Here is a 21725-nt window from a genome sequence, read left to right as displayed (position 1 = left end):
CCATCAGTACGGGGTTCCCGATAGGGGGGTCAGGCCAGATGTTCCGTGCGTCACACATGTAAGGCGTTCCTTGGCGCACAGTAGTCCACCGCTTTCCCGACTCCCAAGTAACCGCAGGTCGCACCGCCTAGGCTGACGCCATGAGGATCAACGTGGTCAGCGACGTGCACGGCAACACGGAAGCCCTCGCCAAGGCGGGGGAGGGCGCCGACGCCCTGATATGCCTCGGCGACCTGGTGCTCTTCCTGGACTACGCCGACCACAGCCGGGGCATCTTCCCCGACCTCTTCGGCGTCGAGAACGCCGACCTGATCGTCGAGCTGCGCACCGCCCGCCGCTTCGACGAGGCCCGCGACCTGGGCCGCCGGCTGTGGGCGGAACTGGACATGGACCGCGCCACGGCCATCGAGGCGGCCGTCCGCCGGCAGTACGCGGAGCTGTTCGCCGCCTTCCCCACGCCCACGTACGCCACCTACGGCAACGTCGACGTCCCCCACCTCTGGCCCGAGTACGCCAGCCCCGGCACCACCGTCCTCGACGGCGACCGGATCGAGCTCGGCGGTCTCGTCCTCGGCTTCGTGGGCGGCGGCCTGCGCACCCCGATGAGGACCCCGTACGAGATCTCCGACGAGGAGTACGCCGCCAAGGTCGAGGCCCTCGGCGAGGTCGACGTGCTCTGCTCCCACATCCCGCCGGACGTCCCCGAGCTCACGTACGACACCGTCGCCCGCCGCTTCGAGCGCGGCAGCCGCGCCCTCCTCGACGCCATCCACCGCGTCCGCCCGCGCTACGCCCTCTTCGGCCACGTCCACCAGCCGCTGGTGCGCCGCATGCGGATCGGCGCGACGGAGTGCGTCAACGTCGGCCACTTCGCCGCCACCGGGCGCCCGTGGAGCCTGGAGTGGTGACGGGCCCGTGACGGCGGCGCGATAGCCTGCACGCAGACACGGATCGCGTCCATACGAGGAGCCCCCGCGATGGCGGAACACACCAGCTCGAGCATCACCATCGAGGCGGCCCCGGCCGAGGTCATGAGCGTCATCGCCGACTTCGCCCGCTACCCCGAGTGGACGGGCGAGGTGAAGGAGGCCGAGGTCCTCGACACCGACGCCGCCGGCCGCGCCGAGAAAGTCCGCCTGCTCCTCGACGCCGGTGCGATCAAGGACGACCACACCCTCGCCTACACCTGGACCGGCGACAACGAGGTGTCCTGGACCCTCGTCAAGTCCCAGATGCTCCGTGCGCTCGACGGCTCCTACCGCCTCACCCCGGCCGGCTCCGGCACCCGGACCGAGGTCACCTACCAGCTCACGGTCGACGTCAAGATCCCGATGCTGGGCATGATCAAGCGCAAGGCGGAGAAGGTCATCATCGACCGCGCCCTCGCGGGTCTGAAGAAGCGCGTCGAGTCCCCGAAGTAGCCCCCCGCCCGCCGGGAGCCGCAGCGGGGCCGGGGGCTCCCGCGCCTCCGCGATCCCGGGGGCGCCCGGACCGGGGGCGTGAGATGTCCTGGCGCGCCGGTACCGTCGGCGCATGCGGATCATTCTTGTGACCGGGACCGGCGGCGCCGGGCGGACCGCGGTGGCCGCCGGCACCGCCCTCGCCGAGGCCCGGGCCGGGCGGCGTGTGCTGTTGGTGTCGGAGGACGCCGGCGAACCGGACGGACCGCGGGTGGTCCGGCCCGACGCCGCCGCGGACTTCCGGCGCGAGTTCCTCGCCCTGCAGGCCCGGACCGGCGTCGCCTTCGACCTGCTCGGCGCCGCGCCCTTCGAGGACGCCGAGCTGACCGAGCTCCCCGGCAGCGGGCACTTCGCGCTGCTGCGCGCCCTGCGCGACGCCGCAGCGGGCGACTGGGACCTCGCCGTGGTCGAGCTGCCGCCCGTCCGCGAGGCGCTCGCCCTGCTCGCCCTGCCCGAGCAGCTCCGCCGCTATCTGCGCCGCCTCCTGCCGCCCGAACGCCAGGCCGCCCGCGCCCTGCGCCCGATGCTCGCCCAGCTCGCCGGCGTACCGCTGCCCGCGCAGTGGCTCTACGAGACCACCGCCCGCTGGGAGGCCGAACTGGCCGCCGTGCAGAAGGTCGTCGACTCCCCGCACACCACCGTCCGGCTCGTCGTCGAGCCCGGTCCCGGCGCCGCGGAGGCGCTGCGCACCGCCCGGCTCGGCCTCGCCCTCCAGGGACTCGCCCTCGACACCGTCGTCGCCAACCGCGTGCTGCCCGCCGACTCGCCCGACCCCTGGTTCGCCGGCCTCGCCGCCGAGCAGCACCGCCACCTCGCCGCCCTCCGCGAGGCCCACCCCGGGCTGTACGAGCTGCCCCACCTGGGCCGGGCCCCGCGCGGATCCGACGACCTGGTCCTGCTCGCCGTACCGGAGCCCGCCGCGCCCCCGGCCGCGCCCGCCTGGACCGTCGAGGACCGCCGGGCCGGGGACGGCATCCTCGTCTGGCACGTCCCGCTGCCCGGCGCCGTCAAGGACGGGCTCTCCCTCGTCCGCCGCGGCGACGAACTCCTCCTCTCCGTCGGCCCGTTCCGCCGCGCCGTGCCGCTGCCCGCCGTCCTGCGCCGCTGCACCGTCTCCGGCGCCGGTCTCGTCGACGGCGACCTGCGCATCCGTTTCACCCCCGACCCCGGGCTCTGGCCGAGGAGCGATTCCTGACCGGCGCACGAGGCGTGTACCGTCGACCGTAGAAGCCCTAAGGAGTACGCCATGAGCGATTCGGACGCCTGGGCCGACGCCTGCGCCGAGGACCTGGAGGCCGAGAAGGCCCGCCGCCGCGCCCGCCGCGGGGAGGAGCCCGGCACTCCGGCCGAGGAGTTCCGCAAGCTCTTCGAGGCCGTGGCCGACAAGCTGGGCGGCACCTTCGGCGGCTCGCTCGCCGAGGGTCAGGCCGCCGCCACCGTCCACCAGGTGGTCAACCAGGCGAAGGCCCTCGTCGAGCCCGTCATCGAGCGCAACCCGCAGGTCTTCGACCACCTCGCCGCCGCCGGGAACGAGCTCCTCGCCGCCTACCGCTCCGCCGTCCAGGGCCAGGAGGCCCGCTGGACCCGCGGCGACAGCCGGCAGGCGACCGGCGCGGAGGCCGAGGGCAAGGGCCGCAAGGACGCCGGAGCCGAGGACGAGGGACCGGACGAGGGCCCCGCGACCGGGCAGCACATCGACCTGGACTGATCAGGAGGGGCGCCCTCCTCGGGTACGGTGGGCCCTAGCGGGGCTCGACCGAAAACTGAGGGACACATGGGACTCACCATCGGCGTCGACATCGGCGGCACCAAGATCGCGGCCGGCGTGGTCGACGAGGAGGGCAACATCCTCGACACGCACACCGTGCCCACCCCGCCGACCCCCGAAGGCATCGTCGACGCGATCTGCGCCGCGGTCTCCGAGGCCGGCAAGGGGTACCAGATCGAGGCCGTCGGCATCGGAGCCGCGGGCTACGTCGACGACAAGCGCGCCACCGTCCTCTTCGCGCCGAACATCGACTGGCGGCACGAGCCGCTGAAGGACAAGGTCGAGCAGCGGGTCGGGCTCCCCGTCGTCGTCGAGAACGACGCCAACGCGGCGGCCTGGGGCGAGTACCGCTTCGGCGCCGGCCAGGGCCACGAGGACGTCATCTGCATCACGCTCGGCACCGGCCTCGGCGGCGGCATCATCATCGGCAACAAGCTGCGCCGCGGCCGCTTCGGCGTGGCCGCCGAGTTCGGCCACATCCGGGTCGTCCCCGACGGTCTGCTGTGCGGCTGCGGCAGCCAGGGCTGCTGGGAGCAGTACGCCTCCGGCCGGGCCCTCGTGCGCTACGCGAAGCAGCGCGCCGCCGCCACCCCCGAGAACGCGAAGGCGCTGCTCGCGCTCGGCGACGGCACTCCCGAGGGCATCCAGGGCAAGCACGTCAGCGAGGCCGCCCGGGCGGGCGACCCCGTGGCCCGCGACTCCTTCCGCGAGCTCGCCCGCTGGGCCGGAGCCGGCCTCGCGGACCTCGCGTCGCTGTTCGACCCGTCGGCCTTCATCGTCGGCGGCGGCGTCTCGGACGAGGGCGAGCTCGTGCTCGACCCGATCCGCAAGTCCTTCCGGCGCTGGCTGATCGGCGGCCAGTGGCGTCCGCACGCCCAGGTGCTCGCCGCGCAGCTGGGCAACAAGGCCGGTCTGGTGGGCGCGGCCGACCTGGCCCGCCAGGGCTGAGCAGGCGCCGGGCGGACGCCCGGCAGGTTCGTCGCGACGGTGCCCGTCGCGCCCTCTGGGGCGCGGCGGGCACCGCGCCTATCGTGGGCCCCATGGCGATCAGTGCGAACGGCGCGGTCGGAGAGTTGCCCAACTCCCGTACCGATCCCGACGGTTCGGCCGTCCTCCGGATCCTCTCCTACAACGTGCGCTCGATGCGCGACGACGAGGACGCCCTGGCCCGGGTGATCCGGGCCTGCGCCCCGGACCTCGTCCTCGTCCAGGAGGCGCCCCGCTTCTTCCGCTGGCGCAAGCACGCGGCGCGGCTCGCCGCCAAGAGCGAACTCGTCGTCCTGAGCGGCGGCGCCACCGCCGCAGGGCCGCTGCTGCTGTGCTCGCTGCGGGCCACCGTGGAACGCACCGAGGACGTCCTCCTGCCGCTCACCCCGGGCCTGCACCGGCGTGGCCTGGCCACCGCCGTGGTGCGCTTCGGCGGCGCGCGGATCGGTCTGGTCAGCTGCCATCTGAGCCTCCAGGAGGAGGAGCGGCACGCCCAGGCGGGTCTCCTCCTGGACCGCGTGGCCGCCCTCGGGACCCCGTATGTGATCGTGGCCGGCGACCTCAACGAACGCCCCGGCGGGCGCGCCTGGACCCGTCTGACGAAGGAGCTCCAGGACGGCTGGGCGACCGCGCCCTGGGGCGGGGAGCAGACCTGGCCGGTCACCGCCCCGGACCGTCGCATCGACGCGGTGCTGGCCACCCCGGGCGTCGAGTTCCTCGCCTGCGGGGTCCCGCGGGACCTCGACGCGCGGGACCTGAGAACGGCGACGGACCACCTGCCGGTGCTGGCGGTGGTCCGTGTGCCCGGGGCCCGGGTGTAGTCGCCACGGGCGCCGTCAACAGGGCCGGGGGCTACACCACGGCGCCCCGACCGGGGTCGTCGAAGCCGTCGTCGTCCTCGTCGTCGTGCTTCATCCGGGCCACCAGGGTGACGAAGCCGCCCAGGAAGCCGCCCACGCACACCGTGGTCAGCCACCAGGTCATGTCCCACTGGAGGAGGACGGCGAGCAGCATCAGGACCGGGCCGCCGACCACCGCGAGCCAGGCGAACCGCGTCGTGGTGTCGGCCTCCGGCAGCGGCGGCGGCTCCGGGGGCACGAAGTGGCCCTCGTCGCCCGTGCCGGCGGACTCGTCCGGCTCGGGCGGCGCGTAGTCACGGGGGCCGCCGCCCAGGCCCACCCCCGGGGCGAAGACGACGGACGAGCCCAGGGCGGGCCGGTCCGGCTCGCCGGGGGCCTCGGGCTTCCGGAACTTGTCCGGCTTGTCCGCGGCCGCCGGGGTGTCGGCGGCGCCCGCGGTGCCCTGGGTGCCCGGGGTGCCCTGGGCGTCCGGGGTGTCAGGCGTACCCGGGGCCTCCGGGGCCGTGCGGGTCGCGGAGGCCACGGCCCCGTCCTCCTCCGGCATCTCGGGGAGCGCCAGGTCCTCCACCGGACGGAAGGGGCGCGCACCGGGAGGGTCCGCGGGCTCCTCGCCGTACCCGGCGACGATCGCGGCCCAGGCCGCCGCCTCGTCGATGGGCTGCGGCTCGCGCTCCCCGTCCTGCTGTTCAGCCACCGCTCGCGCTTCCCTTCTCGGTCTTCCCGGCGTTCTCGCCGACGAGTTCCGGAGCGAGCCGGGTCACGAAGGCCCAGCTCTCCTCGAAAATCCGCTCCGCGTCGTGGTCCAACGTCGCCACGTGCCAGCTCTGTTCCAGCAGGACCTCCTTGACGTCCGTCGAGGAGACCCGGCTGAGCACCCGCGCCGAGTCGGCCGGCGGCACGACGTGGTCCTGCGGGCTGTGCAGCAGCAGCACCGGCTGGGTGACCTGCGGCAGCTCCGCGTCGACGACCTGGAAGAAGCGCCGCAGCGAGTGCGCGGCGTGCAGCGGGACCCGGTCGTAGCCGACCTCGGTCACGCCGTCCCGGGCGATGTCGCTGGCGATGCCCTTGGTGGAGGGCACGAGGTGGCGGACGACGGGCAGCGCGTACGCCGCGAGGCCGTGCACCTTGTTGCCCGGGTTGACGAGCACGATGCCGCTGACCGCGTCGCCGTGCCTCGCCGCGAGCCGCAGGGTCAGCGCGCCGCCCATGGACAGGCCCATGACGAAGACCCGCTCGCAGCGCGCGGTCAGCTCCCGCAGCTCGCGGTCCACCTCGGCGTACCAGTCGTGCCACGTGGTGAGCTGCATGTCCTGCCAGCGCGTGCCGTGCCCGGGCAGCAGCGGCAGCGACACCGTCAGTCCGCGCGCGGCCAGGTACTCGGCCCAGGGGCGCAGCGACTGCGGGGAACCGGTGAATCCGTGACAGAGGAGGACGCCGACCTCTCCGCCCTCGTGGCGGTACGGTTCGGCTCCAGGAAGGACCGGCACGGGGTCTCCTGTTCGGGTTCGACTCCGGACCGCGCCCTCGCGGACGCCCCGAAGCGGCTTCGGTAAGGGGAAGGCTTTCACCGTACGCGACCGGACCGACACCGACCAGGTCCGTATGCACGAAGGAAACAGGAAGCCGCGCTCCCCACGGCGGTCCGGCCGGTCCCGTACGGGATAAGGTCGTCGTGACGCCGCACGCAGAGGGTGGGGCGGCCCACGGAAGGCATGGCGAGTTGATCTACGGCGCAATGAAGTTCTCCCTCGGAGGGTCACTGAAGCTCGCCTTCAGGCCCTGGGTGGAGGGCCTCGAGAACGTCCCCGCCGAGGGGCCGGCGATCCTCGCGAGCAACCACCTCTCCTTCTCGGACTCCTTCTTCCTGCCGGCCGTCCTCGACCGCAAGGTCACCTTCATCGCGAAGGCCGAGTACTTCACCACCCCCGGCGTCAAGGGCAAGCTGACGGCCGCCTTCTTCAAGGGCGTCGGCCAGCTCCCGGTGGACCGCTCCGGTGCCCGCGGCGCGGGCGAGGCGGCGATCAGGGCCGGCATCGAGGTCATCGAGGGCGGCGGTCTGTTCGGCATCTACCCCGAGGGGACCCGCTCTCCCGACGGGCGCCTCTACCGCGGCAAGCCCGGCGGCCTGGCGCGCGTGGCGCTGGCCACCGGAGCGCCGGTGATCCCGGTCGCGATGATCGACACCGAGAAGATCCAGCCGCCCGGCAAGCTGGTGCCCAAGCTGATGCGCCCGGGCATCCGGATCGGCAAGCCGCTCGACTTCAGCCGCTACCAGGGCATGGAGGGCGACCGCTTCATCCTGCGCTCGGTGACCGACGAGGTCATGTACGAGATCATGAAGCTGTCCGGCCAGGAGTACGTCGACATCTACGCGACGGCCGCCAAGCGCCAGATCGCGGATGCCGAGAAGGCCGCCAAGGAGGCCGTGAAGGCCGAGATCGCGGCGCGGGAAGAGTCCGGCGCCTGACCCTCCGAGGAGGGCGCACGGGGGTGGGGGATATGGCCAGACGCGAACGTGTCGTGCGCATGTCGGTCGAGCAGCCGCTGTGGCGCGCGCTCACCGCCTACCGCGTGCTCACGATGGTCTACGCGGTGCTGCTCGGCGTCTTCGGGCGCCACAACTACGAGCGCCCCTGGGTCGCCGTCGCCTTCCTCTCCGTGATGTGCGTGTGGACCCTCGCCACCCTCCCCAGCGTGGCGAACGCCCGGAACTGCACCAAGCGCTTCCTCGTCGCCGACCTCACCGTCGCCCTCACCGGCATCCTGCTCACCCCGGTCGCCGACCTGCAGGCCCGGTCGGTGGACGGCCCCACCCTGCCGACCATATGGACCGCGGGCGCCGTCCTCGCGTACGCGATCAAGGGCGGCTGGCGCTGGGCCGGCTTCGCGTCCTCCCTGGTCGCCGTCGCCAACATCATCGAACGCGCCGAACCCAGCCGGGACACCCTGCACAACGTGCTGCTCGTCTGGGTCGCCTCCATCGCCATCGGCTACGTCGTCGAGGTCGCCCGTGCCTCCGAGCGCACCCTCGCCCGGGCCCTGGAGATCGAGGCCGCCACCCGCGAGCGGGAGCGGCTCGCCCGCGACATCCACGACAGCGTGCTCCAGGTCCTCGCCATGGTGCAGCGGCGCGGCACCGCCCTCGGCGGCGAGGCCGCCGAGCTGGGCCGGATGGCCGGCGAACAGGAGGTCGCGCTGCGCACCCTGGTCGCCGGCGGCCTGACCCGTCCCTCGCACGTCTCCGAGGACGAGTCCCAGGGCGCCGTCGTCCGGGTCGTGGAGGAGCCCGACGACCACGCCGGCGACGTCGACGTGCGCACCCTCCTCGCCCCGCGCGCCGGGGCGCGGGTCACCGTCTCCGACCCCGGCACCCCCGTCGTCCTGCCGGCCCCCGCCGCCCGGGAACTGGCCGCGGCCGTGGGCGCCGCCCTGGACAACGTCCGGGTGCACGCGGGGGACGGGGCGCAGGCCTGGATCCTGCTGGAGGACTGGGGCGACGAGGTGATCGTGACGGTCCGGGACGACGGCCCCGGCATCCCCGAGGGCCGCCTCGACCAGGCCGAGGGCGAGGGCCGGATGGGCGTCGCCCTGTCCATCCGCGGCAGACTGCGGGACCTCGGCGGCAGCGCCGAACTGATCTCGGTCCCCGGACAGGGCACCGAAGTGGAACTGAAGGTCCCGCGCACCTCGCGGGACCGGCGGGGGAAGGCAGGAGCGAAGTGAGCGAGCAGCAGACGGACCGGCAGACGATCAAGGTCATGGTCGTCGACGACCACCCGATGTGGCGGGACGCGGTGGCCCGCGACCTGGCCGAGGCGGGCCTCGACGTGGTCGCCACGGCGGGGGACGGGGAGCAGGCCGTGCGCCGCGCGGCCGCCGCCGGCCCCGACGTGCTCGTCCTCGATCTCAACCTGCCCCTCAAGCCGGGCGTCCAGGTCTGCAAGGAGCTCGTCGGCGCCAACCCGGCGCTGCGCGTCCTGGTGCTGTCGGCCAGCGGCGAGCACGCCGACGTCCTGGAGGCCGTCAAGTCCGGCGCCACCGGCTACCTGCTGAAGTCGGCCAGCACCGAGGAGCTCATCGACGCGGTGCGCCGCACCGCCGTCGGCGACCCCGTCTTCACGCCCGGCCTGGCCGGCCTGGTCCTCGGCGAGTACCGGCGCCTCGCCTCCGAGCCCGCCCCGGCGGCCGGCGCCGACGAGCCGAAGGCCCCGCAGCTCACCGACCGGGAGACCGAGGTGCTGCGGCTCGTCGCCAAGGGCCTGAGCTACAAGCAGATCGCCGAACGGCTCGTCATCTCGCACCGCACGGTGCAGAACCACGTCCAGAACACCCTCGGCAAGCTCCAGCTGCACAATCGCGTCGAGCTCGTCCGTTACGCCATCGAGCGCGGTCTCGACGACGCCTGATCCCCCTTACGGGGGTGGACGATTCACTCTCTTCGCCGTGTCAGGGTGACCCACGTCACCACTAGCGTGGGCCGTATCCCCCCACGTACGGCGAAGGAGTGCCCATGCGCGTCGGTGTGCTGACCGGCGGAGGAGACTGCCCCGGACTCAACGCGGTGATCCGCGCCGCGGTCCGCAAGGGCGTCCAGGAGCACGGCTGGAGTTTCACCGGCTTCCGCGACGGCTGGCGCGGGGTCGTCGACGGCGACAGCCTCCCGCTCGACGTCCGCGCCGTCCGCGGGATCCTGCCGCGCGGCGGCACCGTGCTCGGCTCCTCCCGCACCGACCCGTTCGGGGTCCCCGACGGCGTCCGCCGGGTCCGCGAGCACCTGGCGAAGGAGGGAGTCGACGCCCTGATCGTCATCGGCGGCCGCGGCACCCTCGGGATCGCCGCCCGGCTGCACGCCGAGCACGGGCTGCCCCTGGTGGGCGTCCCCAAGACCATCGACAACGACCTCTCGGCCACCGACTGGACCTTCGGCTTCGACACCGCCGTCGGCATCGCCACCGAGGCCATCGACCGCCTGCACACCACCGCCGACTCGCACCGGCGGGTCCTCGTCGTCGAGGTCATGGGCCGGCGCACCGGCTGGATCGCGCTGCACGCGGGACTGGCCGGCGGCGCCAACATCATCCTCGTCCCCGAGCAGCGCTTCGACCTCGACCAGGTCTGTGCCTGGGTCGACTCCCGCTTCGAGGCCACCTACGCGCCGATCCTGGTCGTCGCCGAGGGCGCGCGGCCCCGGGACGGCTCGCAGGTGGGCGGATCGGTGGGGGCGTGGCTGGCCGCGGCGATCGAACGCCGCACCGGCAAGGAGGCCCGCACCACCGTCCTCGGCCACGTCCAGCGCGGCGGCAGCCCCAGCGCCTTCGACCGCTGGCTGGCCACCCGCTTCGGGCTGCACGCCGTGGACGCCGTACGGGACGGGGCGCACGGCGCGACGGTCGCGCTGCGCGGCACGGAGGTGGTCCGGGTCCCCCTGGCCGCCGCGACCGCCCGCCTCAAGACGGTGGACCCGGCGCTCTACGCGGAGGCGGGCGTCTTCTTCGGCTGAGGCCTGAGGCCGTCCCGCGCGGGGGCCCGGCCTGCCCCGGGTCCGTCCCGCGCGGGGGCCCGGCCCGCCCTGGGGTCCGGCCCGCCCGGGGATCCGTCCCGCGCGGGGGCCCGCCCAGCCCTGGGGTCCGTCCCGCGCCGGGGTCCGTCCCGCGCCGGGGTCGTCCCGCGCGGGGGCCCGCCGGCTCCGGGATCCGTCCCGCGCCGAGGGCTCCGCCCGTCCGACGCCCCGGGGGCCGAGCGGCGCGGCAGCTCGTGCCGACCCGGGGCCCGCGCCACCCCGGGGCGGCTGCTACCGGATCCCGCCCCTCCCGGTCCCGCCCGCCCGGCCGCGCGCGGCGTCAGCCCGTATATTCGGCCCGTAACCCGGCGAAACCGGAACATCGCGATCGGCGCGTCTACGGAGGGGCCCGTGGAGATCCTGGCATTCGGCGTACAGACCGACGAGAAGCCGCTCATGGAGAAGGCCTTCGCGGGGCACCACGAGGTCCGCTGCGTGGGCGTCTTCCTCAACGAGGACACGGCCCCCATCGCCGCCGGCTACGAGATCGTCTCCACGAGCGTCAACGCCGACCTCAACCACCGGGTGCTGCAGACCCTCGCCGCCGGCGGCACCCAGATGATCGCCCAGCGCTCCACCGGCTTCAACAACATCGACCTGGACGTCGCCGAGCGCCTGGGCCTCACCGTCGCCCGCGTCTCGTCCTACTCGCCGTACTCCGTCGCCGAGTTCGCCTGGACCCTCGCGATGGCGGTCAACCGGCGGATCGTCCGCGCCTCCAACCGGACCCGCGACTTCGACTTCCGGCTCGACGGGCTCATGGGCCGCGACCTGCGCGGCCGCACCGTCGGCGTCGTCGGCACCGGCAAGATCGGCGAGGCCTTCACCCGGATCGCCCACGGCTTCGGCATGACCCTGCTCGGCTGGGACATCGCCGAGAACCCCGCCTGCCTCGAACTCGGCATGAGATACGTCGAGAAGGAACGCCTCTTCGCCGAGGCCGACCTCGTCAGCCTCCACGTGCCGCTGCTCCCGGCCACCCACCACCTCGTCGACGCCGCCGCCCTGCGGGCCATGAAGGACGACGCGATCCTGGTGAACTCCAGCCGCGGCGGTCTCGTCGACACCGACGCCCTCGTCGGCGAACTGCGCGCGGGCCGCTTCACCGGCGTCGGACTCGACGTGTACGAGGCGGAGGCCGGGCTCTTCTTCCTCGACAAGTCCCTCGCGGGCATCGAGGACGACGTCCTGGCCCGCCTGGTGACCTTCCCGAACGTCGTGGTCACCTCCCACCAGGCCTACTACACGGCCGACGCGGTCGGCCAGATCATCGACACCACGGTCCAGAACGTCCTCGACCACATCGCCGGACGGCGCAGCGAGAACGTCCTGGTACCGCGGCTCCAGGACCGCACCATCACACGAGGACCCCGGCCAGCAGCGAGGCGGTGACCGCGGCCCCGTCCCTCGTCAGCACCGACTCCGGGTGGAACTGCACGCCGGCGAATCCCGGTCCGCGCAGCGCGTGCACCTCGTCCGTCGCCGCGTCCCGGCTCACCTCGATCCGGTGCAGGGCCAGTTCGGTCGCCGTCCGGTCGTCGCAGCGCGCGGTGAAGCTGTTGTAGAAGCCGACCGTCTGCTCCTGGCCGAACAGGTCGATCCGCATCTGCGCCCCCTGGAACGGGGTCCGCTTGCGCACGATCTCCAGGCCCAGCTCGGCCGCGATCAGCTCGTGCCCGAGGCACACCCCGAGCAGACCGTGCCGGTGGTCGCGCAGCAGCCCGGCGGTCAGCCCGCGCAGGGACCGCATCTTCGGGTCGGTCGGATCCTGCGGATCGCCGGGGCCGGGGCCGAGCACCACCGGCCCCTCGTGCGCGGGCACCAGCTCGCGCAGGCCCGGCTCGTCGTAGCGCAGGACCGAGACCTCCAGGCCCGAGGAGCGCAGCAGGTGCGCCAGCATCGCGGTGAAGGTGTCCTCGGCGTCGATCACCAGCGCGTGCCCGGACAGCTCGGCCGACCGCGCCTGCATCTTCAGCCAGAACGGCGCCAGGTCCGCCCGCCGCGCGTCCAGTGCCGCCCGTACCCGGGGATCGTCCGCGAGCCGCGGCGGCACCGTGCCGGGCCCGGCCGCCCCGGCAGCCGGGCCGGAAGGCCGTCCCTCCCGTACGCCCAGCGCGGTCAGCACGCCCGCCGCCTTGGCGTGGGTCTCGGCGACCTCGCCCGCCGGGTCGGAGTGCCGGACCAGGGTGGCGCCGACCGGCACCCGCAGCCCGCCGTCCGCCGCGATGTCGGCGGTCCGGATCAGGATGGGGGAGTCCAGGGTCTGCGCCCCGTTCTCGTCGGTGCCGAGCAGGGCCAGCGCGCCCGCGTAGTAGCCACGGCCGCCGGCCTCGTGCCGCTCGATCACCCGGCAGGCGTTCTGCACCGGGGACCCGGTGACGGTCGCCGCGAACATCGTCTCGCGCAGCACCTCGCGCACGTCGAGCGAGGACCGCCCGCGCAGCTCGTACTCCGTGTGGGCGAGGTGGGCCATCTCCTTCAGACGGGGTCCGATCACCACCCCGCCCCGGTCGCCGACCGTGCACATCATCTTGAGCTCCTCGTCGACCACCATCGACAGTTCCTCGGTCTCCTTGCGGTCGGCCAGGAAGGTGAGCAGGTCCTCGGGGGCCGGCGCGGCGCCCGCGGGGTAGCGGTAGGTGCCGCTGATCGGGTTCATCACCACCGTGCCGCCGGTCATCCGGACATGGGCCTCGGGACTGGCGCCGACGAGCGTGCGGTCCCCGGTGTGCACCACGAAGGTCCAGTACGCGCCCCGTTCGCCCGCGAGCAGCCGCCGGAACAGGGCCAGCGCGTCGGCCCGGCCGAAGCCCGGGATCCCGCCGGTGTAGGTGCGCCGCACGACGAAGTTGGCGCCCTCGCCGCGGCCGATCTCCTCGTCGATCACCCGCCGCACGATCCGCGCGTACTCCTCGTCGGAGACGTCGAAGCCGCCGCCCTCGACCCGCACGTCGTGCGCCGGCAGCCGGTCCAGGGCTTCGGCGAGCGGCAGCTCGTACGTCTCCTCGGCGACCAGCACGGAGAGCGGGGTGCCGTCGTCGCGGACGTCGAAGCCGCGCTCGCGGATCTGCCGGAACGGCACCAGGGCCAGGGTGGGGGTCGTCCCGACCGGCAGGTCGGCCAGCCGCTCGGCCTCGTGCACCGGGCCGACGAGCACCTCGACGGTGTCGTGGTCCCGGCCCGGGGTGCGCCGGCGCAGCAGGGCGAACGGCGGGGCGGAGTCGTCGAGGAGACGGGAGAGGTCCATGGGGCGTCGTTCCTTCCGGGGAGATCGGGGAGATCGGGGGAGGAACGGCCTCGGGGTACGAGAAAGGCCGCCCCTCGGGCGGCCTTCGCGTGGTTTCGGTGTACGCGCAGTCAGTGGGCCGCCGGATGAGCGGTCCACCACCAGTTCCGGTTCGTGAGCCGGGTGTGCGCGAGCATGGGGGCACTGTAGCGCGCTGACGGTCCGTCGCGTGCTCCCGTCCACGGCGTGGACCGGCCCGGCCCGCCCGTGGGGAGTGAGAGGGGGTGGACCGTCGCAGCCACGGTCGGCGCCCGACCCGCGGAGGGGTCCGGTCGGAGGGTCGGTGTCTCAGTCACTGGGCAGCGGGACGAGACGGGGCGAAGACCCCGTACTGTGGTGCACGTGACCGTGAACGCTGATACCCACGCCGTCGCCAAGGCGACCTGGCGAGACCTGCCCGCGGCGCAGCAGCCCGAGTACCCCGATGCCGAGGCTCTGCGCGATGTGATCGCGGACCTCGAGTCGTATCCCCCGCTCGTCTTCGCCGGCGAGTGCGACCAGCTGCGCGCCCGGATGGGAGCCGTCGCCCGTGGCGAGGCGTTCCTGCTCCAGGGCGGCGACTGCGCCGAGGCCTTCGACGCCGTGTCCGCCGACCACATCCGGGCCAAGCTCAAGACCCTGCTCCAGATGAGCGCCGTCCTCACCTACGCGGCCTCCGTGCCCGTGGTGAAGGTCGGCCGCATCGCCGGGCAGTACTCCAAGCCCCGCTCGAAGGGGACCGAGACCCGCGACGGCGTGACGCTGCCGACCTACCGCGGCGACTCCGTCAACGGCTTCGACTTCAACGAGAAGGCCCGCATCCCGGACCCCGAGCGCCTGAAGCGGATGTACCACGCCTCCGCCTCCACGCTGAACCTGGTCCGCGCCTTCACCACCGGTGGTTACGCGGACCTGCGCCAGGTGCACGCCTGGAACCAGGACTTCGTGAAGTCCTCCCCGTCGGGCCAGCGCTACGAGCAGCTCGCGCGGGAGATCGACAACGCCCTGAACTTCATGAAGGCCTGTGGCACCGACCCGGCCGAGTTCAAGGCGGTCGAGTTCTACGCCTCGCACGAGGCGCTGCTGCTCGACTACGAGGGCGCCCTGACGCGCACCGACTCGCGCACCGGCAAGCTGTACGACACCTCCGGCCACATGGTCTGGGTCGGTGAGCGCACCCGCCAGCTGGACCACGCGCACATCGAGTTCTGCTCGCAGATCGCCAACCCGATCGGCGTCAAGCTCGGCCCGACCACCTCGGTGGACGACGCGCTGACGTACATCGACCGCCTCGACCCCGAGCGCGAGCCGGGCCGGCTGACCTTCATCGTCCGCATGGGCGCCGACAAGGTCCGCGACAAGCTCCCCGAGCTCGTCGAGAAGGTCACCGCGTCGGGCGCGACGGTCGCCTGGGTGACCGACCCGATGCACGGCAACACCTTCGAGGCCGCCTCCGGCCACAAGACCCGCCGCTTCGACGACGTCCTCGACGAGGTCAAGGGCTTCTTCGAGGTCCACAAGGCGCTGGGCACCCACCCGGGCGGCATCCACGTCGAGCTCACCGGTGACGACGTCACCGAGTGCGTGGGCGGCGGCGACGAGATCTTCGTCGACGACCTGCACCAGCGCTACGAGACGGCCTGCGACCCGCGGCTCAACCGCAGCCAGTCGCTGGACCTGGCCTTCCTCGTCGCGGAGATGTACCGCGATCAGTAAGTAGGTTGCTACGACGATGGGGCGCGGATCCGTGTGATCCGCGCCCCATCGTCGTAGGAAGGGCTTTTGCGCCACTCACCCGCCAGGTAAGGTTAGGTTAGCCTTATCGATCTAGGCGGGAGGTGAACCGCGTGTACGTCTGCTCATGCTTCGCAGTCACGGAGAAGCACGTCAAGGAGCACGCGGAGGCCGGCGCCTGCACGCCCCGCCAGATCGCCTCGGCCTGCAAGGCGGGCACCGACTGCGGTTCGTGCGTCAAGCGCATCCAGGCCATCCTCGGGCGCGGCAACTGCCCGCGGCGGGAGCTCGTGGACCAGGGCATGCCCGCTCTGGCGGCCGAGGCCGCCGACACCGTCGCCGCGGTGGCCGAGGTCACCGAGATCGCCGAGGTGGTCGAGCTGCGGGAGGCCGCCTGACCCGTCCGGGTCACGCGGGACCCGCCCCGGGTCAGCTCGGCTGCTCGATCAGCGTCGAGCAGTACAGCGCCTCGCCCAGCTGCTCGATCAGCTCCAGCTGTGTGTCCAGGTAGTCGATGTGGTGCTCCTCGTCCGCCAGGATCTCCTCGAAGAGGTTGGCCGACGTGATGTCGCCCTTGGCCCGCATCACCTCGATCCCGCGCTTCAGCCGGTCGATCGCCTCCACCTCGACCTGGCGGTCCGCCTCGAACATCTCCTTGACCGTCTGGCCCACGCGGACGTGGAAGAGGCGCTGGTAGTTGGGCAGGCCGTCCAGCATGAGGATGCGCTCGGTCAGCTTGTCCGCGTGCTTCATCTCGTCGATGGACTCTTCGCGGGTGTACTTCGCGAGCTTCGTCCAGCCCTTGTTGTCCTGGATGCGGTAGTGCAGCCAGTACTGGTTGATCGCGGTCAGCTCGCCGGTCAGCTGCTCGTTGAGGAACTCGAGGACCTCGGGGTCGCCCTGCATCGCTTCAGGATCCTTCCACGCATGTCGGTGCCGCCACTGGGCAGGATGGCCGCATCCTTGCAGCGCTCATGGGTGGCGTCCAGTAAGTGCAGACTTACTGGGGGTTGCGTTCGTTTGTCGGAATATCACGGGGTTGGCGAGGCATGGCTGGTCATGACCACCCCTCGCGGTCTGTCACCATGGATGACATGGGTCAGCCGGAGGGCGGAGCACGCCGGGAAGAAGCAGCGGCGTCGTCGGATCTTCCTCCGGGGCAGCGGCTCCAGCGTGGCTGGCCGGTGACCCACTACGGCCCCGTCCCGCGCTTCAAGCCGGACCGCTGGGAATTCCGGGTCTTCGGTGCGACCGCCGACGGCGACAAGCGCTGCTGGAACCACGAGGAGTTCTCGGCCCTGCCGTTCTCCACCGTCGTGGCCGACCTGCACTGCGTCACGAAGTTCAGCATGCTCGGGGCCGAATGGGGCGGGGTGCCCGCCCGGACGATCCTGGAGCTCGCCCCGCCGGCGCCCGGTGTCACGCACGTCATGGTCTGGGCGGAGTACGGCTACAGCGCCAACATGCGGCTCGCCGACTTCGCGTCGGAGCGCACGATCTTCGCCACCCACAAGGACGGTGAGCTGCTCACCGCCGAGCACGGCTTCCCGCTGCGGCTCGTGGTGCCGCACCTCTACGCGTGGAAGGGTCCCAAGTGGGTCCGGGGTGTGGAGTACATGGCCGCCGACCGGCGTGGCTTCTGGGAGGAGCGCGGGTACCACAACATCGGTGACCCGTGGACGGAGCAGCGCTACTCGTACCAGGAGGAGCCGGGCGACGGCCCTGAGCTCTGACGGACCGCGTGCTCTGACGGAGCGCGCGTCCGCCGGTGGTGCCTCAGTGGTGGTACTGGTGGACGACGGCGTGGCCCTTGCCCCGGCCGATCATCCACTTGTTGACCGGCGTGGTCAGGACGAACGCGGTGGCGAGCGAGATCGCCAGGACGATCCAGAACAGCGCCTCCGACAGGTGGGCGTCCATGGCGCCCGGCCAGAGGGCGATGACGCCGTTGTCGATGAGCTCCATGACCGCGATGGACAGGGTGTCGGCGGCGAGCGCGACCTTGAAGGCGGTCCGGAAGTCGACGCCGGCCCTCAGGATGCCGCGCAGCGTGAGCGCGTAGCCGAAGAAGAAGGCCAGGACGATGGCGAGCACCATCGTCGGCAGGTTCCCCCAGCCGAACGCGGTGCCGATGATCATGCCGAGCACCTCGCCGATGGCGCAGCCGGTGAGGCAGTGCAGCGTGGCCTGGGCGGCCATGGCCCAGGTCACCTCGGCGTGACCCTGGTGGTGCTGGTGGCCTTCGTGGTGCTGGTGCTGGTGCTGGTGCTGGTGCTGGTGCTGGTGCTCGTGGTGACCTTCGTGGGCGACGGCTTCGTGGTGCTCGTGATGAGCGTGTGCGTCCTGCTGCATGACTGCCCCCATGGTCGGGTCGCGGTTCCGTCTCTGTCAGCAACCGTATACCCCCCTGGGGTATTCCTCAACGGAGTTTCTTCAGCAGCTCCACGTCGGCGCGGTGCCCCTGCGGACCGCCCGGGGTCTCGATGACCAGGGGGACGCCCTCGGTCGCCGGATGGCTCAGGAGCCCACGGAAGCCGTCCTCGCCGATGTGTCCCGCCCCGATGTTCGCGTGCCGGTCCTTGTGCGCGCCGACGACGTCCTGGGAGTCGTTGGCGTGGATCAGTTTCAGCCGTCCTTCGCCGATCACGCCGACCAGCTCGTCCAGCGTGCGGGTCGCCCCGTCCGGGCCGGTCAGATCGTGGCCGGCCGCGAAGATGTGGCAGGTGTCGAGACAGATGCCCAGCTTCGGGTGCCGGTCGAGCGCGTCGAAGTAGGGGCCGAAGTCCTCCGCCCGCGAGCACAGAGAGAAGCCCTGGCCCGCCGTCGACTCGATCAGCAGGTCCGGGTCGTCGTCGTGGGTCAGCTCGTCGAGCAGCGGCAGCAGGCGCTCCCGCACCTGCGCGAGCGCCTCGGCGCGCGGCCGGCCGCCGGTCGCGGAGCCCGTGTGCACCACCACGCCCCTGGCCCCGATCTCCCGGCCGCGGCGCAGCGAGTGCCGCATCGACTCCACCGACTTCTCGACGGTGGCCTCGGTGTGCGAGCCGAAGTTGATCAGGTACGGGGCGTGCACCCACGCCGACAGGCCCTCCTCCGCGCAGCCGGCCCGGAAGAGCTCGTCCTGGGCCGGGTTGCCGGTCGGGGTGGCCCAGCCGCGCGGGTTGGCGACGAAGACCTGCACGGCCTCGGCGCCGAGTTCCCGGGCGTAGCCGAGGCCGGTCGTGGCGAGACCGCCGGCCACGGGGACATGGCCGCCGACGGGGTTGCGCACGGGTTCGCGCATGAGTGCCTACAGTCCCTTGATCGTGAGGGTGACGGTGGAGCCCTCGGCGGCGGTCGAGCCGCCGTCGACGGACTGGTCCGAGACGGTGTCGCCCAGGAACGGGAAGGTCTTCTCGACCTTCACCGCGAACCCGGCGTCCTCCAGCTCGGCCTTGGCCTCGTTCGTCGGCATGCCGACGACGTCGGGCACCTCGACCATCCGCGGGCCCTTGGAGACGGTCAGGGTGATCGCGTCCCCCCGGGCGGCGCGGCTGCCCTCGGCGAGGGACTGCGCGGCGACCGAGCCGGCGTCCTCGGGGGAGTTGATCCGCTCGGGCGCGACGGTGACCTTGAGGCCGGCGTCCTGCAGGGCGGCGGTGGCGTCGGCCACGGTCTCGCCCGTCACGTCCGGGACGTCGACGGGCGCGCCCTTGCTCACGACGAGCGCGACGGCCGAGTCGGGGTTGCGCTCGGTGCCGGGCTCCGGGTCGGAGCCGATCACCGCGCCCTGGGCGACGGACCCGCTGAAGGCGTAGGTGACGACCCCGGCCGCCAGCCCCTCGTCCGCCAGCCGCTTCTTCGCCTCGGCGAGCGGGGTGCCCTTCAGGTTCGGGACCTTCACGATCCGCGGGCCGCGGGACAGGGTGAGCGTCACGGTGCCGTTGCCGCGGATCCGTTCGCCGGGCGCCGGGTCGACGGCCATGACCGTGCCCCGCTCGTAGACGTCGCTGAAGGCGCGCCGGGTCGTGCCCACCGCGAGCCCCTCGTCCGCCAGCCGCTTCGTGGCCTGGGACTCGCTCTGCCCGAGGACCGCGGGGACCCGGGTGAACTGGCCCGAGTTGATGTACCAGACCCCGCCCCCGATCCCGAGCGCGAGCAGCACGGCGGCCACGATCAGCAGCGGCCCGCGGGGGCGCCGCCGGGCACCGGGGGGCGCGGACGGCGGAGCGGACGAGGGCGCCGGCGGGGGCAGCAGGCTGGTGTGCTCGACGGGCAGCGGCCGGAGGCGCGGAATGACGGAGGTCGGGTCCTCCTCGTCGCCGGCCTCCTGGGGCCGGGCCCCCGGGGGCTCGAGGTCGAGCTGCTCGTCGGCGAGCCCGGCGCGGGCCTCCCGGGCCTGGGCGAGCAGGGCGACGGCGTCGTCGGGGCGCAGCCCGGGATCGCGGGCCGTGGCGCTCGCCACCAGACCGTCCAGCTGCGGGGCGAGCCCGGGCGCGGCGGCGGAGGGCGCGGGCACGTCGGTGTGGAGGTGCCGGTAGAGCACCTGGGCCGGGGTGTCGCCGGAGTGCGGCTTGGCGCCGGTCAGCATCTCGTACAGCACCACACCGCAGGCGTAGACGTCGGCGCGGGTGTCGGCGGTGCCGTGCTCGATCTGTTCGGGGGCGAGGTACGACACGGTGCCGAGGACGGCGCCGGTGGTGTCGGTGGCCGAGCCGACGGCCCGGACGAGCCCGAAGTCGGCGACCTTGACCCGGCCGTCGTCCCCTATCAGCACGTTCTCCGGCTTCATGTCCCGGTGCACGAAGCCGGCCCGGTGCGCGGCGCCCAGCGCGGCCAGGACCGGTTCCAGGATGTCGAGGGCCGCCCGCGGCCGCAGCGCGCCGCGTTCGCGCAGCACGTCACGGAGGGTGCAGCCGGCGACGTACTCCATGGCGAGGTACACGTACGCCCCGTCCGCGCCCTGGTCGAACACCCCGACGACGTTGGGGTGCGCCAGGCGGGCCACGGACTTGGCCTCGCGCATGAAGCGCTCCACGAACGCGGCGTCCGTGGCGAGGTCCGGGTGCATCACCTTGAGCGCGAGCTCCCGGTCGAGCCGGGTGTCCACGGCCCGGTAGACCGTGGCCATCCCGCCGACGGCGATGCGCGCCTCGACGCGGTAGCGGCCGTCGAGCAGCCGCCCGACGAGGGGGTCCTGAAGGGTCGTGTCCACGGCGTCGAGTCTACGAGTGCCCGTACCCGCCACCTGCCCGCCGGCCCGCGACTGCAGCCCAGCTGTGACGCGAGCCGCAGCCCCGGGGCCGCCCGGGCGCGGTCAGAAGGCCGGGCGCTCCGGGTCGAGCCGGGCGCGGCCCTCCCGCGGCGAGGAGGCCTCGGCGAAGTGGCGCCGGGGGATGCGGCCCGCGCGGTGGGCCAGACGGCCCGCCTCGACCGCGTGACGCATGGCCTCCGCCATCAGGACCGGCTCCTGGGCGCGCGTCACCGCGGAGGCCAGCATCACCGCCGCGCACCCCAGCTCCATCGCGAGCGCCGCGTCCGAGGCCGTCCCGGCCCCGGCGTCCAGGATCACCGGCACCCCGGCCCGCTCCACGATCAGCTCGAAGTTGTGCGGGTTGCGGATGCCGAGGCCGGATCCGATCGGCGAGCCCAGCGGCATGATCGCCGCGCAGCCCACGTCCTCCAGCTTCCGGGCGGTGACCGGGTCGTCGTTCGTGTAGGGGAGGACGACGAAGCCGTCGTCGACCAGGGTCTCGGCCGCGTCGAGCAGCTCCACCGTGTCCGGCAGCAGCGTCCGCTCGTCGGCGATGACCTCCAGCTTGATCCAGTTCGTGCCGAGGGCCTCTCGGGCCAGCCGGGCCGTGAGCACCGCCTCGCCGGCCGTGAAGCAGCCCGCGGTGTTCGGCAGCACGCGGATGCCGAGCCGCTCCAGGACCGACAGGACCGAGCCGCGCACCCGGGGATCGAGGCGGCGCATGGCGACCGTGGTCAGCTCCGTACCGCTCGCGACGAGGGAGCGTTCGAGCACGTCGAGGCTGGGCGCCCCGCCCGTGCCCATGATCAGGCGGGACGACAGGTCCGTGCCGCCGAGGTGGAAGACGTCGTCGGACATCGC

At 73.1% G+C, this 21725-nt stretch carries 23 protein-coding genes; 14 read left to right on the top strand and 9 right to left on the bottom strand.

Annotated features, from left to right (window positions below):
• Positions 1–152: 152 nt before the first annotated feature.
• The 6 genes from ACGF1Z_RS07570 to ACGF1Z_RS07545 all read left to right on the top strand — a co-directional run bounded on the left by ACGF1Z_RS07570 (position 153) and on the right by ACGF1Z_RS07545 (position 5036).
• Positions 153–908, top strand: coding sequence for a metallophosphoesterase (locus ACGF1Z_RS07570; protein WP_393002417.1), 756 nt, complete (start codon positions 153–155; stop codon positions 906–908).
• A 69-nt stretch (positions 909–977) separates the two neighbouring features.
• Positions 978–1421, top strand: a complete 444-nt coding sequence (locus ACGF1Z_RS07565) for an SRPBCC family protein (RefSeq protein WP_393001018.1) — start codon at positions 978–980, stop codon at positions 1419–1421.
• A 112-nt stretch (positions 1422–1533) separates the two neighbouring features.
• Positions 1534–2655: an ArsA family ATPase gene (locus tag ACGF1Z_RS07560; RefSeq protein ID WP_393001016.1), complete on the top strand. Its 1122-nt coding sequence runs from the start codon at positions 1534–1536 to the stop codon at positions 2653–2655.
• A 51-nt stretch (positions 2656–2706) separates the two neighbouring features.
• Positions 2707–3168 carry a DUF5304 domain-containing protein gene (locus ACGF1Z_RS07555; RefSeq protein ID WP_393001014.1) on the top strand — a complete coding sequence of 154 codons (462 nt, stop codon included), beginning with the start codon at positions 2707–2709 and terminating at the stop codon, positions 3166–3168.
• A 66-nt stretch (positions 3169–3234) separates the two neighbouring features.
• Complete coding sequence (locus ACGF1Z_RS07550) at positions 3235–4176, top strand: ROK family glucokinase (RefSeq protein ID WP_393001012.1); 942 nt, start codon at positions 3235–3237, stop codon at positions 4174–4176.
• A gap of 92 nt (positions 4177–4268) precedes the next feature.
• Complete coding sequence (locus ACGF1Z_RS07545; RefSeq protein WP_393001010.1) at positions 4269–5036, top strand: endonuclease/exonuclease/phosphatase family protein; 768 nt, start codon at positions 4269–4271, stop codon at positions 5034–5036.
• 31 nt (positions 5037–5067) lie between these two features.
• Here ACGF1Z_RS07545 and ACGF1Z_RS07540 read toward each other — a convergent pair whose 3' ends face one another.
• Positions 5068–5769, bottom strand: coding sequence for a hypothetical protein (locus tag ACGF1Z_RS07540; RefSeq protein ID WP_393001008.1), 702 nt, complete (start codon positions 5767–5769; stop codon positions 5068–5070).
• On the bottom strand, positions 5762–6562 hold the full coding sequence (locus ACGF1Z_RS07535) for an alpha/beta hydrolase (RefSeq protein WP_393001006.1): 801 nt from the start codon (positions 6560–6562) through the stop codon (positions 5762–5764). The genes ACGF1Z_RS07540 and ACGF1Z_RS07535 overlap by 8 nt, the downstream gene beginning before the upstream one ends.
• 248 nt (positions 6563–6810) lie before the next feature.
• On the opposite strand from ACGF1Z_RS07535, the gene ACGF1Z_RS07530 reads away from it, so the two are divergent.
• The 5 genes from ACGF1Z_RS07530 (at position 6811) to ACGF1Z_RS07510 (ending at position 12027) form a co-directional block, all read left to right on the top strand.
• Positions 6811–7542, top strand: coding sequence for a lysophospholipid acyltransferase family protein (locus tag ACGF1Z_RS07530; protein WP_393001004.1), 732 nt, complete (start codon positions 6811–6813; stop codon positions 7540–7542).
• Positions 7543–7574: 32 nt separating this feature from the next.
• On the top strand, positions 7575–8798 hold the full coding sequence (macS, locus tag ACGF1Z_RS07525; protein WP_393001002.1) for a MacS family sensor histidine kinase: 1224 nt from the start codon (positions 7575–7577) through the stop codon (positions 8796–8798).
• Positions 8799–8833: 35 nt separating this feature from the next.
• Entirely contained in the window at positions 8834–9481 is a 648-nt protein-coding gene (locus ACGF1Z_RS07520; protein ID WP_393002415.1) for a response regulator, read from the top strand.
• A gap of 104 nt (positions 9482–9585) precedes the next feature.
• Positions 9586–10575: an ATP-dependent 6-phosphofructokinase gene (locus ACGF1Z_RS07515; protein ID WP_393001000.1), complete on the top strand. Its 990-nt coding sequence runs from the start codon at positions 9586–9588 to the stop codon at positions 10573–10575.
• 411 nt (positions 10576–10986) lie between these two features.
• Complete coding sequence (locus ACGF1Z_RS07510) at positions 10987–12027, top strand: 2-hydroxyacid dehydrogenase (protein ID WP_393000998.1); 1041 nt, start codon at positions 10987–10989, stop codon at positions 12025–12027.
• Here the strand turns inward: ACGF1Z_RS07510 and ACGF1Z_RS07505 are convergent.
• Entirely contained in the window at positions 11993–13882 is a 1890-nt protein-coding gene (locus tag ACGF1Z_RS07505; protein ID WP_393000996.1) for an anthranilate synthase family protein, read from the bottom strand. The genes ACGF1Z_RS07510 and ACGF1Z_RS07505 overlap by 35 nt on opposite strands.
• A gap of 110 nt (positions 13883–13992) precedes the next feature.
• Entirely contained in the window at positions 13993–14058 is a 66-nt protein-coding gene (locus ACGF1Z_RS07500) for a trp operon leader peptide (protein WP_376629954.1), read from the bottom strand.
• Between the two features lie 205 nt (positions 14059–14263).
• Between ACGF1Z_RS07500 and ACGF1Z_RS07495 the strand changes: the two genes are divergently transcribed.
• Entirely contained in the window at positions 14264–15616 is a 1353-nt protein-coding gene (locus ACGF1Z_RS07495; protein WP_393000994.1) for a class II 3-deoxy-7-phosphoheptulonate synthase, read from the top strand.
• Positions 15617–15738: 122 nt separating this feature from the next.
• Positions 15739–16032 carry a bacterioferritin-associated ferredoxin gene (locus tag ACGF1Z_RS07490; protein WP_393000992.1) on the top strand — a complete coding sequence of 98 codons (294 nt, stop codon included), beginning with the start codon at positions 15739–15741 and terminating at the stop codon, positions 16030–16032.
• Between the two features lie 31 nt (positions 16033–16063).
• Here the strand turns inward: ACGF1Z_RS07490 and bfr are convergent, their stop codons facing one another.
• Entirely contained in the window at positions 16064–16540 is a 477-nt protein-coding gene (gene bfr, locus ACGF1Z_RS07485; protein WP_309549481.1) for a bacterioferritin, read from the bottom strand.
• A 188-nt stretch (positions 16541–16728) separates the two neighbouring features.
• Here bfr and ACGF1Z_RS07480 point away from each other — a divergent pair, with 188 nt between their 5' ends.
• The gene (locus ACGF1Z_RS07480) at positions 16729–17367 is read left to right on the top strand and encodes a sulfite oxidase-like oxidoreductase (protein ID WP_393000990.1); all 639 of its coding nucleotides are present in this window, start codon (positions 16729–16731) and stop codon (positions 17365–17367) included.
• Between the two features lie 43 nt (positions 17368–17410).
• On the opposite strand, the gene ACGF1Z_RS07475 is transcribed toward ACGF1Z_RS07480, so the two are convergent.
• The 4 genes from ACGF1Z_RS07475 to ACGF1Z_RS07460 all read right to left on the bottom strand — a co-directional run bounded on the left by ACGF1Z_RS07475 (position 17411) and on the right by ACGF1Z_RS07460 (position 21722).
• Positions 17411–17986, bottom strand: a complete 576-nt coding sequence (locus tag ACGF1Z_RS07475; RefSeq protein WP_393000988.1) for a DUF4396 domain-containing protein — start codon at positions 17984–17986, stop codon at positions 17411–17413.
• A 67-nt stretch (positions 17987–18053) separates the two neighbouring features.
• A complete protein-coding gene (locus ACGF1Z_RS07470; RefSeq protein WP_393000986.1) occupies positions 18054–18914 on the bottom strand; it encodes a deoxyribonuclease IV in 861 nt (286 codons plus the stop codon).
• A 6-nt stretch (positions 18915–18920) separates the two neighbouring features.
• Entirely contained in the window at positions 18921–20825 is a 1905-nt protein-coding gene (gene pknB, locus ACGF1Z_RS07465; RefSeq protein WP_393000984.1) for a Stk1 family PASTA domain-containing Ser/Thr kinase, read from the bottom strand.
• 102 nt (positions 20826–20927) lie between these two features.
• A complete protein-coding gene (locus ACGF1Z_RS07460) occupies positions 20928–21722 on the bottom strand; it encodes a thiazole synthase (protein ID WP_393000982.1) in 795 nt (264 codons plus the stop codon).
• Positions 21723–21725 lie beyond the last annotated feature (3 nt).

This window comes from Streptomyces sp. NPDC048018, from assembly GCF_043202995.1.
In the GTDB taxonomy this organism is placed as follows: Bacteria; Actinomycetota; Actinomycetes; order Streptomycetales; family Streptomycetaceae; genus Streptomyces.
The sequence above is the reverse complement of the archived record's forward strand: the minus strand, read 5'-3'. Positions and strand labels throughout refer to the sequence as shown.

Bases quoted from the DNA above. Each gene is read 5' to 3' on its own strand.
- ACGF1Z_RS07520 (WP_393002415.1), top strand. From the start codon at position 8,834: ATGGTCGTCGACGACCACCCGATGTGGCGGGACGCGGTGGCCCGCGAC.
- ACGF1Z_RS07555 (WP_393001014.1), top strand. From the start codon at position 2,707: ATGAGCGATTCGGACGCCTGGGCCGACGCCTGCGCCGAGGACCTGGAG.
- ACGF1Z_RS07560 (WP_393001016.1), top strand. From the start codon at position 1,534: ATGCGGATCATTCTTGTGACCGGGACCGGCGGCGCCGGGCGGACCGCG.
- ACGF1Z_RS07480 (WP_393000990.1), top strand. From the start codon at position 16,729: ATGGGTCAGCCGGAGGGCGGAGCACGCCGGGAAGAAGCAGCGGCGTCG.
- ACGF1Z_RS07530 (WP_393001004.1), top strand. From the start codon at position 6,811: ATGAAGTTCTCCCTCGGAGGGTCACTGAAGCTCGCCTTCAGGCCCTGG.
- macS (WP_393001002.1), top strand. From the start codon at position 7,575: ATGGCCAGACGCGAACGTGTCGTGCGCATGTCGGTCGAGCAGCCGCTG.
- ACGF1Z_RS07460 (WP_393000982.1), bottom strand. From the start codon at position 21,722: ATGTCCGACGACGTCTTCCACCTCGGCGGCACGGACCTGTCGTCCCGC.
- ACGF1Z_RS07550 (WP_393001012.1), top strand. From the start codon at position 3,235: ATGGGACTCACCATCGGCGTCGACATCGGCGGCACCAAGATCGCGGCC.
- ACGF1Z_RS07475 (WP_393000988.1), bottom strand. From the start codon at position 17,986: ATGCAGCAGGACGCACACGCTCATCACGAGCACCACGAAGCCGTCGCC.
- ACGF1Z_RS07545 (WP_393001010.1), top strand. From the start codon at position 4,269: ATGGCGATCAGTGCGAACGGCGCGGTCGGAGAGTTGCCCAACTCCCGT.
- ACGF1Z_RS07470 (WP_393000986.1), bottom strand. From the start codon at position 18,914: ATGCGCGAACCCGTGCGCAACCCCGTCGGCGGCCATGTCCCCGTGGCC.
- bfr (WP_309549481.1), bottom strand. From the start codon at position 16,540: ATGCAGGGCGACCCCGAGGTCCTCGAGTTCCTCAACGAGCAGCTGACC.
- ACGF1Z_RS07565 (WP_393001018.1), top strand. From the start codon at position 978: ATGGCGGAACACACCAGCTCGAGCATCACCATCGAGGCGGCCCCGGCC.
- ACGF1Z_RS07505 (WP_393000996.1), bottom strand. From the start codon at position 13,882: ATGGACCTCTCCCGTCTCCTCGACGACTCCGCCCCGCCGTTCGCCCTG.
- ACGF1Z_RS07515 (WP_393001000.1), top strand. From the start codon at position 9,586: ATGCGCGTCGGTGTGCTGACCGGCGGAGGAGACTGCCCCGGACTCAAC.